This is a genomic window from Geothrix campi (genome assembly GCF_024609265.1).
Classification (GTDB): Bacteria; Acidobacteriota; Holophagae; order Holophagales; family Holophagaceae; genus Geothrix; species Geothrix campi.
Genome location: NZ_JANHMP010000002.1, coordinates 45,999 through 62,025 on the forward strand (window position 1 = coordinate 45,999; position 16,027 = coordinate 62,025).

Below are 16,027 nucleotides of genomic sequence, written 5' to 3' on the forward strand. Positions count from 1 at the left end.
GTTATCGGGTTCCGGGCTCCAGACTGGAGTTTTGTGCCGATCTGCGCTTTCTGAGTCGCTGGGGCATGTCCCCGGAGGCAGATTCGCCCCGGACCGGATCGCCGTGGCGCCGGATGAGCAGGTAGACCTGGCGGCGGCTCACGCCCAGCCGGGTGGCGGCCTCCACCCGATTGCCATAGGCCCGGCGCAGGGCCCGGTGAAGGAGGAACCGCTCCAGATCATGGAGGTTCGTGGCCAGATCCTCGGCCTCGAAACGGGGCGGACCCGCCGGCTCTGGCCCCGGCAACTGGCCCAGCAGCTTCCAGCGCAGCAGGCGATTCCGCAATTCCCGCAGGTTGCCGGAGCAGGGCAGGGTCGCCAGAGCCGGAGGCAGGGGCCCAGGCACGCCTTCCTCCTCCGCCAGCGCGGCCAGGAGGTCAGGGAGGGTGGCGGGATCCTCATCCAGTGAGGGGAGGCGCAACTCCAGGCAGGCCAAGGCGGCGGGCATGGGATCGCGGGCGGCCACCACGCCGCCCGGATGGGTGGCGATCCAGGCAGCCCCTGCCTCCGCCCCGTCGGCCTCGACCCAGGCTCCCCCCCGGCGCCGGGCGAATTCCGCCGCCAGGGTGGACACGCCTGATCCCGCCGGGCCGTGGATCCACAAAGCCTCAGGCCGGGCCAGCAGGGCCTCCAGATGGACGCCCCAGCGGCCGAAGCCAGGGAGGAGGGAAAGGGGGATCAAGGTGGCTCCGCGCCCGGTCAGCCGGGCGTCAATAGGTCCAGGAAAGGGTGCAGCCGGCTTCCCTGGCGAGCTTTTCCGCCAGGTCGGGATCGTGCTTCAAGCGCAGGTCGCGGCCGGCCCGCACGCGGGCCAGCAGGCCCTCCTTCGAACGGTACTCGAAGGTCACGGGCAGGTCGCCCCGGTGGTCCTTGAGGAGAGCTTCCAGGCGGGGCGGGCATTCGCCCACGGGCAGCCGCACCAGGGCGCCCGTGAAGCCTTGGCCCTGGAAGGATTCCAGGGGCTCGAGCAGTGTGGCGAAGACCTTCACCACCGTCTGTTCCTCCTCCTCCTCGGCATCGCTGTTGCCGTTGCCGTTCCCGTTGGCCTGGAGCGTCTCCACCCGCAGCTCGCCGGTGATGCGCAGCATGGCCTCGGGCACGGCCAGGTGCCGGTAGCGCTCGAAGGGACGGAGCGTCGACTTCTTGGTGAGGGGATCCCACTTGCTGGCCATGAGGAGGACTTCCATCTTGCCCGCCATGTCCTCCACCTGGAGGATGGCCCAGGGTTCGCCCTTCTGGTTGGTCTTGAAGGCCACGGTGCTCACCATGGCCCCCAGCGTGACTTCGTTACGGTCCCGCAGGCGGCCGGAGGCCACGTCCTCCAGGATCTTGGCCAGGGTGCCGTGCGTGTGCACCTGGATGGCGTCGACGAATTCCTCCAGGGGATGGCCGCTGACGAAGAGGCCCAGCACTTCGCGTTCGGCGGCCAGGCGGGTCTTGCGGTCCCAGGGCTCGACGTTCTCGGGCACGCGCCAGTCGTCGCTCAGGCTGGCCAGTTCCGCATCATCGAAGAGGCTGGTCATCCCCGCGTCGCCGCCCCCGCGGGAGGCCGCCGACACGGCATCCGGCAGGCCCTGGAGCAGCGCGGCCCGGTTGGGCTCCAGGCTGTCGAAGGCCCCGGCCTTGATGAGCGATTCCCAGACCTTGCGATTGGCCTTCTGGAGGTCGGTGCTCTTCAGCGCATGGAACAGGTCCTTGAAGCCACCCTCCGATTGGCGGGCCTCGAGAATGGCCTGCAGGGCCGCCTCACCCAGCCCCTTGACCGCGGCGAAGCCGAAGCGGATCTGCCGGTCGGACGTGGCGGTGAAATCGAGCGCCGATTCGTTGATGTCGGGCCCCAGCACCTCGATGCCGCGCTCACGGCAGTTCTGCACGTACTTGGCCACATCATCCGTGCGGCCCGACTTGGTGGAGAGCAGGCCGGCCATGAACTCCACGGGGTAGTTGGCCTTCAGGTAGGCGGTCTCGTAGGCGACCATGGCGTAGGCGGCGCTGTGGCTCTTGTTGAAGCCGTAGCCCGCGAAGTACTCGATGAGATCGAACATCTCGGAGACCTTGGCCTTGTCATAGCCTCGCTTGGCGCCCTGCTCGATGAACTTGTCCTTCTCCTTGGCCATTTTGGCCTTGTCCTTCTTCCCCATGGCGCGGCGCAGCATGTCCGCCTCGCCCAGGGAGTACCCGGCGACGAGGCTGGCGATCTGCATCACCTGCTCCTGGTAGAGGATCACGCCGTAGGTGGGCGCCAGGATGGGCTCCAGGTCGGGGAAGAGGTAGGTCACGGGCTCGCGGCCGTGGCGCCGCTCCACGTAGGTCGTCCCCATTCCTGCGCCCAGCGGACCCGGGCGGAAGAGCGCGTTGAGCGCGATGAGGTCGTCGAAGCGGTCGGGCCCCAGCTGGCGGAGCAGCTGCTTCATGCCGCCGGACTCGAACTGGAAGACGCCGTCCGTATCACCGGCCGCGAAGAGCTCGAAGGTCTTCCGATCGTCGAAGGCGCGGATGGTGGTCATGTCCTTGGGCTGGCCATGGCGCCGGGCGATGACTTCCTGGGTCTTGGCGATCTGGGTGAGCGTTTCCAGGCCCAGGAAGTCCATCTTCAGCAGGCCGGCGCGCTCGGCCTCGACCATGGTGTACTGCACCATCACCTTCTTGTCCTTGTCCATGGACAGCGGCGCGAAGCGGGTCAGCTCGTCCGGCGCGATGATGACCCCCGCCGCGTGGACCCCGGTGTTGCGGGCCAAGCCCTCCAGCCGGGCGGAGATGTCGAGGATGTTCTTCACCTCGGGATCGGTCTCGTAGAGCTCGCGCAGCTTGTCGCTCTTCTCGAGGGCCTCGCCCACGGTGATGGGCTTGCCGGGCTCCTGGGGCACCAGCTTGGTGAGGTTGTTGGCGAAGGCGAAATCCTTCTCGAAGACCCGGGCCACATCCTTGATGACGGCCTTGGTCTTGAGCTGGTTGATGGTGACGATGCTGCTGACCTTGTCCTGGCCGTACTTCTCAGTGACGTAGTCGATGACCTTCTGGCGGCCGTCGCGGCAGAAGTCGATGTCCACGTCGGGCATGGACACGCGCTCGGGGTTGAGGAAGCGCTCGAACAGCAGGTCGTACTGCATCGGATCGATGTCCGTGATCATCATGGACCACGCCACGATGCTGCCGGCGGCCGAACCACGGCCGGGACCCACGGGCACGCCCATCTCGCGCGCCTTGCGGATGAAGTCCCAGACCAGCAGGAAGTAGCCCGGGAATCCCATCTTGAGGATCATGTCCAGCTCGAAAGCCAGGCGCTCGCGATACTTGGCCTCCGGGTGTTTCAGCGTTCCCGCCTGCCACAGCGGGCGGCATTCCGCGATGCGCTGCTCGAAGGTCTCCTTCGCCACGTGCATGAAATAGGATTCCAGGTCGTAGCCCTCGGGCACGGGGAAGCGGGGCGTGACGGGCTTCCGCGTGATGGGGAACAGGTCCACTTTGGCGGCAATCTCCAGGGTGCGCTCCAGGTATTCCGGGTGGTCCGGGAAGACGGCACGCATCTCCTCGGGCGTCTTCACGAAGAACTGGTCGGTGGAGAAACGCATGCGCTTCTCCTTGGCCTTGGTGGTCTTGGTGCCGATGCACAGCAGGGTGTCGTGCAGGTCGGCGTCCTCGTGGTTGAGGTAGTGGGCGTCGTTGGTGGCCACCAGGGGGATGCCCAGCTTCGCGGCCAGCTCCATCTGGGAAGGGATGATCTCCTTCTCCTTGTCGAAGCCCTGGTCCTGGATCTCCAGGTAGAAATCCTCGCCGAAGATGTCGCGGAAATCGCGGGCCACGCGCTCGGCCTGGTCCAGGCGATTCTGGAGGATGCGGGCCTGCACCTCGCCGCCGAGGCAGGCCGACAGCCCGATGAGCCCTTCACTGTGCTGGCGGAGCAGATCCTTGTCGATGCGCGGCTTGTAGTAGAAGCCCTCGGTGAAGCCCGCGGACACCAGCTTGGACAGGTTGGCGAAGCCCACGGGGTTCTTGGCCAGCAGCACCAGGTGGTAGCCGGCATCCCGAGAGCCGCTGGGATCCACGCAGTCCTCCAGGCCCTCCTCACCTGTGAGGTTCTTCGCCTCGAGCTTCCGGTCGAAGCGGGTCTTGGGGGCCACATAGACCTCGCAGCCCAGGATGGGCTTCACGGCCCAGTTGCCTTCGGCATCCTTCGTCTTCTCGCAGGCGTCGAAGAGCTTCATCATCCCGAACATGTTCCCGTGGTCCGTGACGGCCACGGCGGGCATGCCCGAGGTCCGGCACTTCTTCACGAGATCGGGAATGCGCGTGAGTCCGTCGAGAAGCGAGTGCTCGGTGTGCAGGTGGAGATGGGCGAAGCTCATGTCCCCATTCTCCGCTGGATCCCGTGGTCCCGGGCAAGTGCCCGGGGATCAACACCCGGCGGTGGGCCCGGCGGCCGACTCGGCGGCATGCCTGGCCGTGGCCTCGGGGCCGGTATCGGGAGCTAATGACGGGAGAGCAGCTCCCGGAGCAGGTCCCTCAGGCTGGTGGCGTCCAGGCCCAGATCCAGGCGGGCATGGGGTCCGGCGGTGATGGGGCCGCCCAGCTGCACCCAGCGGGGCCGGCGGCGCAGCAGGTCATCCTCCCGCCAGACCGCCAGGATGCTGGGTTCCCGGGCCCAGATGAGGACGCTGGGATAGGGCCCTTCCCGGGGGGGGACCGTGCCCCAGAGCTGCACGTCGGCTCCCCAGCTCCGGAGCCACTCCTGGATGCGGGCGCTGGCCACGGGATCATCCATGCCCAGGGCCACGGTCCATCCGGCCAGGAAGCCCCGGGCGCCAGGTTGGGTATCCTCCTCCCGCTCGTACCACCCCAGGCGCTCGTGGTGATGCAGGAGGCGGGTCCGCAAGCGATACGAGGCGCCATCCAGGGCTACCAGGGGTGCCTCGGGGTTCTCGCGCACCCGGTTGGCCCAGCCACTTCCGAAGAGGCCCTCCATCAACGCCGACGGCCGGTCTGTGCGGAAGGCATTGCCGGGAACGAGGCTGCGCCAGACCTCCACCTCGGTTTCCGCCCGGTGGATGCGGCCTTCCATGGTCCGGACCACGAGCCACTGCCAGGAGGTGCCGATGGCCATGGCGAGGATCACGAGGCTGAAGCCGGAGAGTCGGATCTTCATGCCGAACAGGCTCTGGGCCGCGATCTCCACCACCACGGGGATGGTCAGGCCGAGGAAGCCGAGGAAGAGTCTGCGCCCCATGGGATCGCCGTCCTGCCGCGCCCGGAGGGACCAGTAGATGATGAAGCCGCACCCCACGAGGTAGGTGAGGTTGTAGAGGTGGTGGGTCCAGACCTCCGCCAGGCTCGGGTGCGGCAGGAGGAGGTTCCGGATGAAGTTGGGAATCATGCCCAGGGCGATCCAGGCCGGGAAACGACGGGGAATGTGCTGCGGGAACAGCTCGATGAGGGCCATGCAGAGGGAGATGAACCCGAAGGCCACCAGCAGGCTCTGGGTGCGGTCCACCAGGTCGGGGTTCCAGTTGGGCTGGGTTCCGGCGGCCAGCACCCCGTGCCGGAAGCCCACCAGCAGGCAGGTCAGGGCCATCCAGCCCATCATGCGGTCCCGTCGGGACAGGGCGTCCGTGCCGAAGCTGACGAACAGCGCTGCGAGCGCTCCGGTCTGGAGCGCGTCGAGGAAGGGCCAGTCCAGGAGTTGCATGCGGAAGTCCCCGGGGGATGGGAGGATGGTTGCCATCAGCCTAAGTCGCTTTCCTTGAACAATCCATCCGCGATGGCCGTGGGCACCTAATCCATTCCCCGCGCCGCTCGTAGCAATCAACAACCTGGAGAACGCCGTGACCGTCATCTGGAGGCTCCGTTGATCGCCTTCGAGAACCTGGAAGTGCGCTACTCCGCCATGGCGGCGCCCGCCCTGAAGGGGCTGACCCTGACCCTGGACCGCGGCATCGTGGGTCTGCTGGGCCCCAACGGCGCCGGCAAGTCCACGCTGCTGAAGGCCCTGCTGGGCCTCTTGCAGCCGTCCGGCGGCGGCGGCACGGTGCTGGGGGTGCCCCTGGGTGCCTCCGAGGCCGCGAAGCTCCGCTCCCGCATCGGCTACATGCCCGAGTACGATGCCCTCATCGAAGATGCCTCGGCCTACGAGCAGGTGGCCTTCTGGGGCGAGCTGAGCGGCCTGGCGCCGGAATCGGCCCGGGACCGGGCTCACGAGGTGCTCTATTTTGTCGGCCTCGATGAGGCGCGCTATCGCCCCGTCAGCGGCTATTCCACGGGCATGCGCCAGCGCGTGAAGCTGGCCCAGGCCCTGGTGCACAGCCCGGAGCTGATCTTCCTGGACGAGCCGACCAACGGCCTCGATCCGGATGGCCGCCGCCGCATGCTGGATCTGGTGCTGCGGGTGCACGCGGAGCTGGGCACGGGCGTCATCCTGGCCTCGCACCTGCTGGGCGACGTGGAGCGGGTGGCGGACCAGCTGGTGATCCTCGACCAGGGCCAGATCAAGGCCGCGGGCTCCATGGCGGGCCTGCGCAAGGCCCTGGCCCGGCGCGTGGAGCTGCGCTTCCTCGATCCACTGGACGCCGTCCAGGAGGCCGCCCTGGCGGAACTGGGGGCCGTGCTGGAGGCCCGCAACGGCCTCTATGACCTGGAGCTGACGGAGGCCGACCCCGTGGCCGCCTTCCGCTGGGCCGAGGCGAAGGGCGCCACCCTGGTGCAGCTCACGCCGCGCCACGACCGCCTGGACGAGGTGTTGCTGAGGGCCCTCCACGGGGCTCCGACCGCCGCCAGAGGGGGAGCCTGACATGCCCATCTACCCCCCCACCCTCCCACCCGCGCCGGACCTGGCCCATGGCCAGCCACCGGCCCTGGTGCTCGCGCGCTTCGACCTCGCCCGGCTCTGGCGCCAGAAGATCGGCCGCTTCTTCGGCTTCGCGTTCCTCATGCTGCTGCTCTGGAAGGTGGCCCGCATCTACGTGGACCACCTGCTGCAGACCAACCAGACCTTCAAGCCCATGCAGGAGTTCGCGAAGACCATCCTCACCCAGGGCGCGGACTTCCAGGCGGACCTGCTGAACCCCGCCAGCTACCTGCTCTGGTTCCTGGTGGCCCTGGTCGGGGGTGGCCTGGTGGCCCGGGATACGCTCTACCGCGTGCGCCCCTTGATGTACGCCCACCCCGTGGCGCCCAGGGACTACCTGCTCGCCAAGCTGGGCTTCGCCTCCGCCCTGCCGTTCGCGATCCTGCTCCCCTTCGCCCTGCTGCCCTGGTTGATGTCCCTGATCCTCGCCGGCGCCAGCGGCCCCGTGTGGGTGACCGCGCCCCTGCGCCTGCTGCCCGCCATGGCCATCAGCTCGGCCCTGATGGGCTCCCTGGCCGTGGGGGCCTCCAGCATGGCCGCCACGCCCCGGGCCGGCATCGGCTGGGTGCTGGGCCTGGTGCTGGGCGCCGCCACGCTCGCCTCCATGATCCATGGCCTGACGGGGATCCCGACGGTGCAGGCCATCAACCCCATCCTGCTCGCGGAGACCTGGCCCCAGCTCTTCCTGGGCGTGGACCACCCCCTGATGGGCTGGGCCCCCGCGCTGCTGGGCACGGCCTTCCACCTGGGCCTGTGGACCTTCGTGGCCGCCAAGCGGACCATGCCCTCCGAGGCGGTGATCTGATGATTACGCTGGACCGCGCCTCCCTCCGCTACGGCCCCATCCTCGGCCTCAGCCCCACCACCTTCGAACTGCCGGACGGCGGCGGCATCACGGGCCTGCTGGGCCCCAACGGCGCCGGCAAGTCCTCCCTGCTGCAGCTGCTCTCGGGCCTGCTGCCGCCCTCCGGCGGCGAGGTGAAGGTCTTCGGCGCGGCTCCCTTCCGCAATCCCGCCGTGCTGGCGCGCCTGGGCCTCGTGCCCGAGGGCGACCGCCTGCCCACGGGCCTGCGGGCCGACCGCTGGCTCCGCATGATGGGCGAGCTGTCCGGCCTGTCGGGCGACGGCCTGAAAGCCGCCGTGATCCGGGCCCTCGCCACCGTGGGCATGAGCGACCGCGCCCACCTCACCTTCGCGCGCATGTCCAAGGGCATGCGGCAGCGCATCCGCTTGGCCCAAGCCCTGCTGCACGAGCCGGAGCTGCTCATCCTGGACGAGCCGTTCAATGGTCTGGATCCCGAGGCCCGCCTCACGCTCATGGCCCTGCTGCGCGACCTCGCGGCCAAGGGCACGCGCATCCTGGTGTCGAGCCATATCCTCGGCGAGATCGCCCAGCTCACGGACCGCATCCTGCTGCTGTTCCGGGGGCGCCTGCTGGCCGAAGGCACCGTCACCGAGATCCGCCAGCTGCTGGACCGCCATCCTGTCGAGTTGCGCCTCACGGGCGAGGCCCAGATCCTGGCCCGCTGGGCCGTGGAGCAGCCGGAGCTGGCGGCCCTGCGCATGGAGGAGGATGCTGTGGTGATCTCGGTGCGCTCGCCCCGGGACATCCTGCCCCGCCTCCAGAAGGCCGCGGCCGAGGGCGGCATCCCGCTCCGCGCCCTCGATCCCCTGGATCTCAACCTGGATGCGGTCTTCCAGTACCTGACGAGGGACCACGCATGACCGCCGCCCCTTCTCCCTTGATGACGATCCGCGCCACGGCCCGCGGCTACGCGCCCCGCGTCCTGCAGGGCCGGGGCTGGGTGCTGGCGGCCCTGGTCATGGCGCCCGTGGGCCTCAGCATCCTCATCTTCACCATCAGCCGGATGCGGGGGCTCGATACGAACCCCGGCGAGGCCCTCCGCATCTTCCACGAAGGGCTGGTGAAGATGATGCTGCCCATCATGGCCCTGGTGGCCGCCCCCGCGGGCATCCGCGAGGACCTGGAGCAGCGCACCCTGCCCCTGCTGCTGGCGCGGCCCGCGCCCGCCTGGGCCCTACCTCTGGGCAAAGGCCTGCCCTGGTTCGTCTGGGGTGCCGCCTGGCTCATCCTCGGGGCCCTCGGCCTCCAGATGGTCGGCGGTGATCCCACCCTGCTGGCGGGCCGCATCCTCGCGCTCGTGGGCGCCTGGTGGGGCGAGCTGGCCTTCATGACCCTGCTGGGCCTCTTCTTCAAGCGGGGCACGCTCTGGGGCGCCCTGTACTTCTTCCTGTGGGAACCGCTGGTGCGGATCTTCCCACCCTTCCTCCAGCGCCTCACCTTCACCCACCACATCGAAAGCCTCGCCGGCAGCCGTGCCGCCCAGGTGCAGGCCAACCAGCTGCTGGCCCAGGAACAGGTGACAACCCACCCGGCCCTGGCCCTCCTGGCTCTCCTGGCCTTCGGCGTCCTCTGCTGGGCCCTCGCCGGCTGGAAGCTCCATCGCACGCCCATCGGGCTGGCGGGAAGCGAGGCGGAGGGCTGACCGCCGCTCCTCGGCCGGAACGCAGGAACGGTACGATGTTGCTTAAAAGATCACCGCCCTGGCGGGGAATGTTCTTCCTATCAAGCTGAACGAACCTTGGTGTCAGGGGATGAGTACCAGCGCGCCCTGAGTCGTCCGGGATTCCAGCAGTGCGTGGGCCCGGGCCGCCTCGCGCAGCGGCAGGGTGTCGTGGATGTGGGCCTTCAGCTTTCCCTGTGCGTGGGCGGCGAACACCTCCGCCGCCGCGGCGCGCAGGGCCGCCGGATCGGAGATGTGGTGGAAGATGCTGGGCCGCTGGAGGGCGAGAGAGCCTCGCCTTCCCAGGTCCGCGGGATCCACGGATGGCAGGGGGCCGCTGCTCCGGCCGAAGGAGGCCAGGAGGCCGAAGGGGGCCAGGCTGGCCAAGGAGGCTTCGAGGGTGTCCCGGCCCACCGAATCGAACACCGTGTTCACGCCCGGACCGCCCGTGATCCGGCGGGTTTCGTCGGGGACCTGGTCGTAGGCGGCGCCCCGCGGCACCACGATGGTGGCCTCGGCGCCCTCCTCCCGGACCATGGCGGCCTTCTCGGCGCTGCTCACCACGCCGATGACCCTGCCACCTTCGCGGGCAAGCCACCGGGTCAGGATCAGCCCCACCCCCCCGGCCGCCGCATGCACCAGCACCCAGGGGCTCGCTTCGGGGCGCCACACCCGCCGGACCAGCATGTGGGCGGTCAGGCCCTTGAACAGCAAGGCCGCCGCCGCTTCGTCGGACAGGGTCTCCGGCAGGGGGACCAAGCGTTCCGCGGGGTGGTTTCGGCGTTCCGAATAGGCCCCCGCGGGGCCATCCACATAGGCAACCCGCTGGCCAGCCGATAGCCCGCTCACGCCCGGCCCCAGGGCCTCCACCACCCCGGCGGCCTCGAAACCGGGAACGGCGGGCAGGGGCACGGGGTAGGCTCCGCTTCGGTGATAGACATCGATGTAGTTCACGCCGATGGCGGTATGGCGCACCCGGACTTCGCCGGGACCGGGCTCGGGCAGGGGGCCCTCCATCCACTGGAGCACTTCGGGGCCGCCAGTGACGCTGAACTGGATGTGGTGGTTCATGGGATCCCCTATTGTTTGATTGTTGCCTAACAGTGTGTTTGTAGCTCCGGAGCAGGGTGCCGGTCAATACAAAAAGTTAGATAACAATCAAACTATTTGACACTCAACCCAGCCCGGGAACACCCTGGGTCCATGCGAACCCCCCACCATCCCGAGCGGAATCAGCTCGATCTCTCCGCGGTGCTCTATGCGCTCAGCGATCCCACACGGATGGAAGTCGTGCGCCGGTTGGCGGGGGAGGGGGAGCTGGCCTGCGGCACCTTCGGCCTGCCCACCACCAAGGCCACTCTGAGTCACCACTTCAAGGTTCTGAGGGAGGCTGGGCTCATCCACACGCGGGTGGAAGGCGTCCACCGCTACAACAGCCTGCGGAAGCAGGATCTGGAAGCCCGCTTTCCTGGTCTGCTGAAGGCGGTTCTCAAGGCTTCCGGCCAAAGCTGAACGGCGGGCCGGAGACCTTGGGGCGATAGACTGGAGGGATGGCCGAACCCTTCCGTACTCTCACTCCCGAAGGCACCGAGATCCTCATCGAGCCGCTGCCGCATGTGCGGAGCTGCTCGGTGGGGTTCTGGGTGCGCCGGGGTTCGCGCCACGAGGGGCCGATGGAGGAGGGCCTGGCCCACTTCCTGGAGCACACGGTCTTCAAGGGCACCGAGGCCTACCCCACCCCGGATGAGGTGGCCGCGGCGACGGACCGCCTCGGCGGCCACCTGGATGCCTTCACGGGCAAGGAAGTGGCGTGCTTCTACGGCAAGGTGCTGGCGGACCAGTTGCCGGAGCTGATCCACCTGCTGGGGGAGCTGGTCACCTCGCCGCGTTTCGATGCCGAGGAACTGTCCCGGGAGCGCGGTGTCATCCTCGAGGAGATCGCCCAGAGCGAAGACCAGGCGGACGACTGGGTGAGCGAGCTCTTCTACGGCGGCTTCTGGGAGGGCACGCCCCTGGCCCATCCCATCCTGGGCCGCCGGGATCAGGTCTCGACCTATGGGCCCACCGAGGCGCGCGCCTTCTTCGATCACACCTATCGCGCGCCGAACCTGGTGGTGGCGGCCGCCGGCGCCATCGAGCAGGGCCCCTTCCTCGACCTGCTGAGGCCCATCCTGGAGCGCCTGCCCAAGGGGACGGACCACGCCCCCAATCGGCCGGCCCGCACTCAGCCCTTCCTGTTGAACGTGCCCCGGAAGGACCTCCAGCAGGCCAACCTGGTGATGGGGTTCCCCGCGCCGGATCACCGCTCGCCGGATCGCGCCGCGGCGCATCTGCTCAGCTACGTGCTGGGTGGGGGCATGGCTTCCCGGCTCTTCATGGAGCTGCGGGAGCGCCGGGGCCTCTGCTACCAGGTGGGCAGCTACCTCAGTCCCTACGCCGACACCGGCGCCCTCCAGATCAGCGCCAGCTGCGCCCCTGCCCAGCTCCGCGAGCTGGTGCAGCGCACCATGGTGGAATGCGCCCGGGTCCGTGAGGCCGGCGTGGAGGCCGACGAGCTGGAGCGTGCCAAGCTCCAGGCCCGCACCGGCCTCGTGTTCAGCCAAGAGAGCAGCAGCAGCCGCATGTTCAGCCTGGCCCACCAGGCCATCCACCAGGGCGAGCTGTACAGCCTCGACCAGCAGATGGCCGAGATCGAGGCGGTGACGTCGGAGGACCTGCTCCGGGTGGCCCGGGATCTGCTCGACCCGGCCCAGTTGGGGCTCAGTGCCCTCGGCACCCGGAAGGGCGGCGAGATCCGTCCGAAAGACCTGGTGGCCTAGAGCGACTTGGGCAGGGCCCGGGCAAGCCGCCGCACGGCCTCTTCCAGTTCCCGCTCGTCCAGGGCGGAGAAGCCGAGCCGGAGGTTGGGCCGGGGCCGGTCCTGGAAGTCGAAGGCGCGGCCAGTGGTCATGCCCACGCCTCCCTTCCGCGCCGACACCGCCCAGGCCTCCACATCGATCGAGGGATCCACCCGCAGCCACAGGCTCATCCCACCCGCCGGGAGGTCGAAGGCCGCGGCCCCGCCCAGGTGCCGGCGCAGGGCTGCGGCCAGGGTCTCGCGGCGGGTCTGGTAGATCCGCCGCATCTTGCGCGCGTGGCGCTGGAGGAGGCCGTCCTCCAGGAGTTCCGCGGTCGCCCGCTGAAGGAGATGGTCCCCCTGGCCATCCGCCGTCTCCCGGCGGGCGGCCAGGGCCTCCACCAGGGCCCGGGGCCCGGCCACGAAGCCCAGGCGGAGTCCGGGCGCGAGGATCTTCGACAGGGTGCCCAGGTAGATCACCACGCCGGCGGGGTCCTCTCCAGCCAGCGGCAGCACGGGGCGGCCTTCAAAGTGGAACTCGTTGTCGTAGTCGTCCTCCAGGAGGGCGATCCGGTGGTGGGCCGCCAGTTCCAGGAGGCGCAGCCGGCGGGCGGCACCCATGGTCACGGTGGTGGGGAACTGGTGGTGGGGCGTGAGGTAGATGGCGCGGAGGGGGCCATCTGCCAGGTGTCTCGCCAGCGTCTCGATCCGCATGCCCGTCTCGTCCACCGGCACCGGCACCAGCTCCGCGCCCGCGGCCCGCAAGGTGGCCCAGGCCGCGGGGTAGCCGGGATCCTCCACCGCCACCCGGTCTCCGGGCCGGATCAAGGTGCGGGCCACGAGATCCAGGGCCCCCTGGCTGCCGCCCGTGAGCATCAGGCGATCCTCGGACACGGCCAGACCGCGCATCTCCGACAGCAGCCGGGCCAGGGCGGACCGCAGTCGCGCCTCGCCGCGGGCGTCCCCATAGCCCAGCAGTTCGCGGCTGCCGAGCGCTCGCCGGTAGGCCCGGGCCAGGAGGTCCGTGGGCACCAGGCGGAGGTCCGGCAATCCGCCGCCGAAGGCCAGGAGGCCCGGCTCCCGGAGGCTTCGGCGGGGGCCCGGGCCCGGGAGGTCATAGCCCGGGCGGCCCATCGGGTCGGCCCGCGGGCCGGAGGGGGACTGGGGCAGATCCCGGGCCACGCGCGTGGTGCGTTGCTCCGCCACGGTCCACCCCTCGGCTTCCAGTTCCCGGTAGGCGGCCAGCACCGTGTTCCGGTGGACCTCCAGGGTCATGGCCAAGCTGCGGGAACCGGGCAGGGGGTCTCCCGGCCGCAGACGGCCACGGCGGATATCACCTCTGATGGCCTGGGCGATCTGCTGGAATATCGGTTCGCGGGCGGTGCCGGATTGCAGGGTGACGGGGAAGGTCCAGGGGCGCATGGTCTAGTTGTAATGACAAAAATGGATCTTTTCAATGTGCCATATCGCCCGATCCTGGAGCTGGCCACCCGGCCCCGGAGGCTTCATGCGCACCTCGAAACCCCACCCCGAACTCGCCCCCAAGGGCTTCCAGGGCCTGCTCCAGGTCGTCCGGCACGTCAGCGCCTCGGGGCTGGACCACGGCCTGCTGCACCTCCTCGAAGTGCGGGCCTCCCAGCTGAACGGCTGCGCCTACTGCATGGACATGCACGCCACCGCGGCCCTCGAGGGCGGCGAGTCCCAGCGGCGCCTGAACGTCCTGGCCGCCTGGCGCGAGGCGCCCCTGTTCACCGCCCGGGAGCGGGCCGCCCTGGCCTGGACCGAGGCGCTGACGGAACTGGGCCGCCACAAGGTGGACGACGCTCTGTACGCGGCCACCCGCGAGCACTTCACCGAGCAGGAGCTGGTGGACCTCACCTACGCCATTGCCCTCATCAACGCCTGGAACCGCCTGGGCGTGGGCCTGCAGCCCGACCTGCCCCCCGACAAGACAGAGGTGTCCGCATGAGCGCCCGCCTGACCTACCGCCTGGACCGGACTCCGCCGGTGGACGCCATCCGCGCCCTCTACGCCGCCGCGCCCCTGCGTCGGCCCATCCACGACCCCGAGCGCATCCGCCGCATGTTCGAGGACTCGAACGTGGTGATCTCCGCCTACGACGGGGATCGCCTCGTGGGCCTCCTGCGCGGCTGGACGGACTTCGTCTGGGATGGCTATGTCTGCGACCTCGCCGTGCATCCGGCCTTCCAGAAGGCGGGCGTGGGGCGTCAGCTGCTGGACCTGGCGGTGGGCCTGGGCGAGGGCATCCAGTGGGTGCTCCAGGCCGCGCCGCTGGCCCGGGACTACTACGCCCACGTGGGCTGGGAGAAGATCGAGAACGGCTGGAAGATGAACCGCGCGGGCTGGACTCCCACCTCCTACGAGGCCTACCAGGCCGAGCACGCAGACCTGGCGGAGAAGGCCTGATGACCGGCCCCGCTTCGCGCACCTTCGATCGCTGGGCCCTCCGCTATGCAAGGTGGGCCCTGGGCGCGGCCTTCCTCTCGGGCATCGCCTCCCGGTTCGGGTGGTGGGGCGCGGGCCGGGGCTACGGCACCTTCGCCAACTTCATGAAGTACACGGCCCAGGTGAACAGCTTCATGCCGGCCCGCACGATCCCCTTCCTGGCCTGGGCGGCCACCGTCGCGGAATGCGGCCTGGGCCTCGCGCTGCTCCTGCCGCTGCGGGGCCGGGCCGCCCGGGGCGTGGCCTTGGCCAGCGCGGCCCTCCTGGCGGTCTTCGGGGTCGCCATGGCGGTCTCCTTCGGCCCGAAGGAACCCCTCGACTACTCTGTCTTCTCCGCGTCCGCAGCGGCGCTGCTCCTGGCGTGCCACCCCGATCCCGAGGCTCCATGAACGACCTGTCCCTCTACCTCGTGTCCGTGCTGATCTGGGGGTCCACCTGGATCGCCATCACCTTCCAGTACGGGCGGGTGGCTCCTGAAGTCTCCGTGGTCTACCGCTTCGGTCTCGCCGCCTTCCTGCTGGCGGCCTGGTGCCTCCTGCGGGGGCTGAAGCTGCGGTTCACGCGGCGGGAGCACGGCTGGCTGGCCCTCCAGGGCGCCCTGATGTTCGGGCTCAACTACGTCTGCGTCTACCTCGCGGAGCAACGGATCCCCTCGGGCCTCATGGCGGTGATCTTTTCCCTGCTGGCGATCCTCAACCTCCTCGGCGCGCGGGTCTTCTTCGGGACGCCGGTGGCGCGGAAGGCCCTCGCGGGGGTGGCGCTGGGCATCGCCGGGGTGGGCCTAGTGTGCCTGCCGGGTGTGGGCTTCGGTACCGGGTCCCTCCGCGCGGGGCTGGGCCTAGCCCTGGGCGGCACCGTGGCCGCCAGCCTCAGCAACCTCGTCTCCCAGCGCAACCAGCGGCACGGCATCCCGGTCATGCAGGGCAACGCGGTGAGCATGGCCTACGGCGCGGCTTTCGTGGCCCTCTACTGCGCGCTGGCGGGCCGGCCCTTCACCTTCGACGCCTCGCTCCACTACCTGGGCTCCCTGGCCTTCCTGGCCGTGTTCGGGTCGATCCTGGCCTTCGGTGCCTACCTCACGCTCGTGGGCCGCATCGGGGCGGGCCGGGCGGGCTACGCCATGGTCGCCATCCCCGTGGTGGCCCTGGCCCTCTCCACGGCCGTGGAGGGCCTGCGGTGGCACTGGGGCCTGGCCCTGGGCGCGGCCTTCTGCCTGGCGGGCAACCTCCTCGTGCTGCCCGCCGGGGCCCGACCCCGCCTGGCCCGGGCCTGAGAGCTCGGGCCTGAGCGCCCAGGCCTGAGCGACTGGCCGGGCCGATAGAC

Annotated in this window: 15 protein-coding genes; 10 read left to right on the plus strand and 5 right to left on the minus strand. The window is 69.7% G+C overall.

Annotated elements, in window-relative coordinates; all coding sequences use genetic code 11:
- Position 1 precedes the first annotated feature (1 nt).
- From NOV65_RS09210 to NOV65_RS09220, 3 genes are all read right to left on the minus strand, one after another.
- Entirely contained in the window at positions 2–721 is a 720-nt protein-coding gene (locus tag NOV65_RS09210; RefSeq protein ID WP_257306124.1) for a helix-turn-helix domain-containing protein, read from the minus strand.
- Between the two features lie 28 nt (positions 722–749).
- Positions 750–4,385: a DNA polymerase III subunit alpha gene (dnaE, locus tag NOV65_RS09215; protein ID WP_257306126.1), complete on the minus strand. Its 3,636-nt coding sequence runs from the start codon at positions 4,383–4,385 to the stop codon at positions 750–752.
- Between the two features lie 122 nt (positions 4,386–4,507).
- A complete protein-coding gene (locus tag NOV65_RS09220) occupies positions 4,508–5,758 on the minus strand; it encodes a 7TM diverse intracellular signaling domain-containing protein (protein WP_257306128.1) in 1,251 nt (416 codons plus the stop codon).
- Positions 5,759–5,881: 123 nt separating this feature from the next.
- On the opposite strand from NOV65_RS09220, the gene NOV65_RS09225 reads away from it, so the two are divergent.
- The 4 genes from NOV65_RS09225 to NOV65_RS09240 are packed head-to-tail and all read left to right on the plus strand — an operon-like array spanning position 5,882 to position 9,384.
- Complete coding sequence (locus NOV65_RS09225; RefSeq protein ID WP_257306130.1) at positions 5,882–6,820, plus strand: ABC transporter ATP-binding protein; 939 nt, start codon at positions 5,882–5,884, stop codon at positions 6,818–6,820.
- A gap of 1 nt (position 6,821) precedes the next feature.
- Positions 6,822–7,682: a hypothetical protein gene (locus tag NOV65_RS09230; protein WP_257306133.1), complete on the plus strand. Its 861-nt coding sequence runs from the start codon at positions 6,822–6,824 to the stop codon at positions 7,680–7,682.
- The gene (locus NOV65_RS09235) at positions 7,682–8,602 is read left to right on the plus strand and encodes an ABC transporter ATP-binding protein (RefSeq protein ID WP_257306135.1); all 921 of its coding nucleotides are present in this window, start codon (positions 7,682–7,684) and stop codon (positions 8,600–8,602) included. The genes NOV65_RS09230 and NOV65_RS09235 overlap by 1 nt, the downstream gene beginning before the upstream one ends.
- Complete coding sequence (locus tag NOV65_RS09240) at positions 8,599–9,384, plus strand: ABC transporter permease (RefSeq protein WP_257306137.1); 786 nt, start codon at positions 8,599–8,601, stop codon at positions 9,382–9,384. Before NOV65_RS09235 ends, NOV65_RS09240 begins: the two co-directional genes overlap by 4 nt.
- A 102-nt stretch (positions 9,385–9,486) precedes the next feature.
- On the opposite strand, the gene NOV65_RS09245 is transcribed toward NOV65_RS09240, so the two are convergent.
- Positions 9,487–10,473, minus strand: coding sequence for a quinone oxidoreductase family protein (locus NOV65_RS09245; protein ID WP_257306139.1), 987 nt, complete (start codon positions 10,471–10,473; stop codon positions 9,487–9,489).
- 132 nt (positions 10,474–10,605) lie between these two features.
- On the opposite strand from NOV65_RS09245, the gene NOV65_RS09250 reads away from it, so the two are divergent.
- Both NOV65_RS09250 and NOV65_RS09255 read left to right on the plus strand, forming a co-directional pair.
- The gene (locus tag NOV65_RS09250; protein ID WP_257306141.1) at positions 10,606–10,914 is read left to right on the plus strand and encodes an ArsR/SmtB family transcription factor; all 309 of its coding nucleotides are present in this window, start codon (positions 10,606–10,608) and stop codon (positions 10,912–10,914) included.
- Between the two features lie 38 nt (positions 10,915–10,952).
- On the plus strand, positions 10,953–12,221 hold the full coding sequence (locus NOV65_RS09255; RefSeq protein WP_257306143.1) for a M16 family metallopeptidase: 1,269 nt from the start codon (positions 10,953–10,955) through the stop codon (positions 12,219–12,221).
- Here NOV65_RS09255 and pdxR read toward each other — a convergent pair.
- The gene (gene pdxR / locus NOV65_RS09260) at positions 12,218–13,660 is read right to left on the minus strand and encodes a MocR-like pyridoxine biosynthesis transcription factor PdxR (RefSeq protein WP_306672078.1); all 1,443 of its coding nucleotides are present in this window, start codon (positions 13,658–13,660) and stop codon (positions 12,218–12,220) included. The two genes, NOV65_RS09255 and pdxR, sit on opposite strands and share 4 nt — an antisense overlap.
- 85 nt (positions 13,661–13,745) lie before the next feature.
- On the opposite strand from pdxR, the gene NOV65_RS09270 reads away from it, so the two are divergent.
- From NOV65_RS09270 to NOV65_RS09285, 4 genes are read left to right on the plus strand one after another with little or no spacing between them, the layout of a single operon-like run.
- A complete protein-coding gene (locus NOV65_RS09270; protein WP_257306145.1) occupies positions 13,746–14,207 on the plus strand; it encodes a carboxymuconolactone decarboxylase family protein in 462 nt (153 codons plus the stop codon).
- Entirely contained in the window at positions 14,204–14,665 is a 462-nt protein-coding gene (locus NOV65_RS09275; RefSeq protein WP_257306146.1) for a GNAT family N-acetyltransferase, read from the plus strand. The genes NOV65_RS09270 and NOV65_RS09275 overlap by 4 nt, the downstream gene beginning before the upstream one ends.
- Entirely contained in the window at positions 14,665–15,093 is a 429-nt protein-coding gene (locus NOV65_RS09280) for a hypothetical protein (protein ID WP_257306148.1), read from the plus strand. Before NOV65_RS09275 ends, NOV65_RS09280 begins: the two co-directional genes overlap by 1 nt.
- Entirely contained in the window at positions 15,090–15,977 is an 888-nt protein-coding gene (locus NOV65_RS09285) for a DMT family transporter (RefSeq protein WP_257306150.1), read from the plus strand. Before NOV65_RS09280 ends, NOV65_RS09285 begins: the two co-directional genes overlap by 4 nt.
- The last annotated feature ends 50 nt before the right edge of the window (positions 15,978–16,027 follow it).